This window comes from Microbacterium sp. ISL-103 (genome assembly GCF_018613995.1).
Classification (GTDB): Bacteria; Actinomycetota; Actinomycetes; order Actinomycetales; family Microbacteriaceae; genus Microbacterium.
The window spans coordinates 1-2763 of the sequence record NZ_JAGGPD010000044.1 but is presented as its reverse complement, the minus strand read 5'-3'; the positions used below and the strand labels follow the sequence as shown (position 1 = coordinate 2763).

The window sequence follows — 2763 nt, the reverse complement described above, 5'->3', positions numbered from 1 at the left end:
CACGACGGGCCGGCGGCGGTGCGCGGGGCCGCTCGGCTGTGGTTCGGCTGGTTCGGCTTCAACGCCGGAGCGGAGTGGCTCGCAGAAGACATGGGCGGCGTCGGACTCATCGGTCTGAACACCCTCGGCGCCACGGCTGCCGCGATCCTCGGCTGGATCCTCATCGAGCGCATCAAGGACGGCAAGGCCACCTCGATCGGCGCGGCATCCGGTGCGGTCGCAGGTCTCGTCGCCATCACCCCGGCCTGCGCGAACCTGACGCCCGGCTGGTCGCTGCTGCTCGGTGCCGTCGCCGGTATCGTCTGCGCACTCGCCGTCGAGATGAAGTTCCGCCTCGGCTTCGACGACTCGCTCGACGTGGTCGGCATCCACCTCGTCGGTGGTCTCATCGGAACGCTCTACCTCGGCTTCTTCGCCACCGGCACCGGCCTGTTCGTCGGCGGTGACGTTCGTCAGCTCGCCGTCCAGGCGATCGCGGCGCTGGGTGTGCTGATCTACTCCTTCGTCGTCGCGTTCATCATCGGCTTCGCGATCGAGAAGACGATCGGCTTCCGCATCACGAGCGAAGACGAGATCGCCGGTGTCGACCAGGTCGTCCACGGCGAGGAAGGCTACGCGCTGGCCGACGCCTGATCTGCGGTTAGGGTGACCGTGTGAGCAACACCAACGGCATCCTGGCAAGACTCGCGGAGATCCTCTTCACAGCACTGGGATCTGACCGGGCGTCTCGGACTACTCGTCCGAGACGCCCGGTCTCGCGTCTGCGCACCACGGAAGAGGCGCACGCCGCGAAATCGGCGGCTTCTCAGGAGCAGCGGCAGGGGACGGCGACCGTGCGCATCGATCCCGACCGGATCGATGATCTCCGCATCGACTACGCACCGGATCGGGATGGCGCCCCCGACGCCGGTGAGATCATCTGGACCTGGGTGCCGTACGAAGAGAACGACGGGCGAGGCAAGGACCGACCGGTGCTGGTGATCGGTCGAGAATCCGCAGACCGCGTGTACGCGGTGCGGATGACGAGCAAGGCGCACGACCGCGATCGCGACTATCTGTCGATCGGCTCCGGCGCCTGGGACTCGCAAGGGCGGGAGTCGTGGGTCGACATCGAGCAGCTGTACAGCGTGCACGAGGGCGGACTGCGGCGCGAAGCCGCGGTGCTCGACAGGTCTCGCTATGACCGTGTCGCTGCCGCACTCGCACGGCGATACGGTTGGGCGAGTTCCTGAGGGCCTGACACGTCTGCCCCTGCGCAATCCGTTCGGCGAATGGCTGCGAACAGTCTGTGAGTCGCAGCACGCGACGACACCACAGGAGGCAATCATGCGTTTCATCCCCACCAAGGTCCATGGAATTCTCGACTACATCGTCGGAGTGGCGCTGATCGCTGCTCCGTGGCTCTTCGGCTTCTCGGGCATCGGCGGCCCCGCCGTGATCATCCCGATCGTGCTCGGCGTCGGACTGATCGTCTACAGCCTGTTCACGAAGTACGAATGGGGCCCCTTCGGCTTCATTCCCATGCCCGTCCACCTCGTCTTCGACATCGTCGCGAGCCTCTTCCTGGCGCTGTCGCCGTGGATCTTCGGCTTCTCGACCGAGGCGCCGAACGTCTGGGTGCCGCACGTGGTCGTGGGTGTCGCCGTGATCATCGTGGTGCTGTTCTCGCAGCCTCAGCCTGCGAAGGTCAAGGCCGCGCGCGCCTGACCACGCTGAACTCTGAAGCCCCGCACGGAACGTCGGCCCCGTGCGGGGCTTCAGTTCTGCAGGGCCAGGCTCACCCAGCGTGCATAGAGCTGCCAGGGATCATCGACGGCTCGTAGCCCGGCGATGTGATTCTCGAGCCGCGGGGTGAGCGTGAACCATTCGCCGCCCTCGCGGACGTCGGCGAACTCCCTGTGCCTCGCCTGCTCGACATCTCGCCCTCCGGGTTCGAATGCCAGGAGTTCCTCATGGCGGATGCTGGCGAGCCGCTGCCGCGGGCGTCTGCTCGTGCCGATCTTCACCCGACGGTCGTAGCGGATGTAGTACACGACCTCGATCACGGGGCGCGGGAGGTCGGGGTCGGGGGAGTCGCCGTACCGCCAGCCGCACCACTGGCACAGCAGTGCGGTGCCGACGCGGGTTCCGCGCGAGCGGCCGCACAGCGTGCAGGGACCGGGAAGAGAAGTGCTCGTCCCCCTCGGACCCTACGCCGGACCCCGGACGTCAGCCCTGCCGCGCCGCAGGGTCCGTCCGCGGCACGCGCTCGTGTCTCGGCATGAGGCGAGATCCGGGTGGGGGCCGACGGGAGCACCGCGGGGTGTGGGTGGCGCTCGCGGTGTTCAGCGCCGTGTCGGCGCTCGTCGTCACGGGCGTCAGCGTCGGATCCTGCTACGACGCCGTCGATCCCTCAGTGAGCTACTGCACGTCCGAGCCGCTGATCACTTCGCCCGGTGTGTGGGCGGTGTGGTGCCTCTGGGCGGTGTTCGTGACGTATTGCGTCGTTCGAGCGATGCGGCGCACGCGGGATGCCGGCGACTGACGGCCGGTGTTCCCGCACTGATCCAGAGAAGGAGAAAGCCCCGCGGTTCGCTCGATGAGCGACGCGCGGGGCCTGTGTCTGTGGGCGATACCGGACTCGAACCGATGACCTCTTCCGTGTGAAGGAAGCGCGCTACCAACTGCGCCAATCGCCCATACCCGTGGGGTACGTCAACCGATACTACCCGACCGTCGGAGGCCGCGTTGACCACCCTGGGAGACACGCGCGAGAATCGCTTT

General features: G+C 67.3%; 5 protein-coding genes and 1 tRNA gene. 4 read left to right on the top strand and 2 right to left on the bottom strand.

The features are described 5' to 3' along the window. The 3 genes from J7E68_RS02135 to J7E68_RS02125 all read left to right on the top strand — a co-directional run. Window positions 1-633 (top strand): ammonium transporter (locus J7E68_RS02135; protein ID WP_396652480.1); only part of this gene is annotated, 633 nt, incomplete at its 5' end. 20 nt (window positions 634-653) lie between these two features. Next, entirely contained in the window at window positions 654-1232 is a 579-nt protein-coding gene (locus J7E68_RS02130) for a type II toxin-antitoxin system PemK/MazF family toxin (protein WP_215169435.1), read from the top strand. A gap of 94 nt (window positions 1233-1326) precedes the next feature. Beyond that, window positions 1327-1707 (top strand): SPW repeat protein, encoded by a 381-nt coding sequence (locus J7E68_RS02125; RefSeq protein ID WP_215169432.1) that lies wholly within the window; start codon window positions 1327-1329, stop codon window positions 1705-1707. A gap of 50 nt (window positions 1708-1757) precedes the next feature. Here J7E68_RS02125 and J7E68_RS02120 read toward each other — a convergent pair whose 3' ends face one another. Continuing rightward, the gene (locus J7E68_RS02120; protein WP_311416073.1) at window positions 1758-2045 is read right to left on the bottom strand and encodes a GIY-YIG nuclease family protein; all 288 of its coding nucleotides are present in this window, start codon (window positions 2043-2045) and stop codon (window positions 1758-1760) included. Between the two features lie 215 nt (window positions 2046-2260). On the opposite strand from J7E68_RS02120, the gene J7E68_RS02115 reads away from it, so the two are divergent. Continuing rightward, window positions 2261-2524, top strand: coding sequence for a hypothetical protein (locus J7E68_RS02115; RefSeq protein ID WP_215169430.1), 264 nt, complete (start codon window positions 2261-2263; stop codon window positions 2522-2524). Window positions 2525-2605: 81 nt separating this feature from the next. On the opposite strand, the gene J7E68_RS02110 is transcribed toward J7E68_RS02115, so the two are convergent. Continuing rightward, window positions 2606-2678, bottom strand: a tRNA-Val gene (locus tag J7E68_RS02110). Between the last annotated feature and the right edge of the window lie 85 nt (window positions 2679-2763).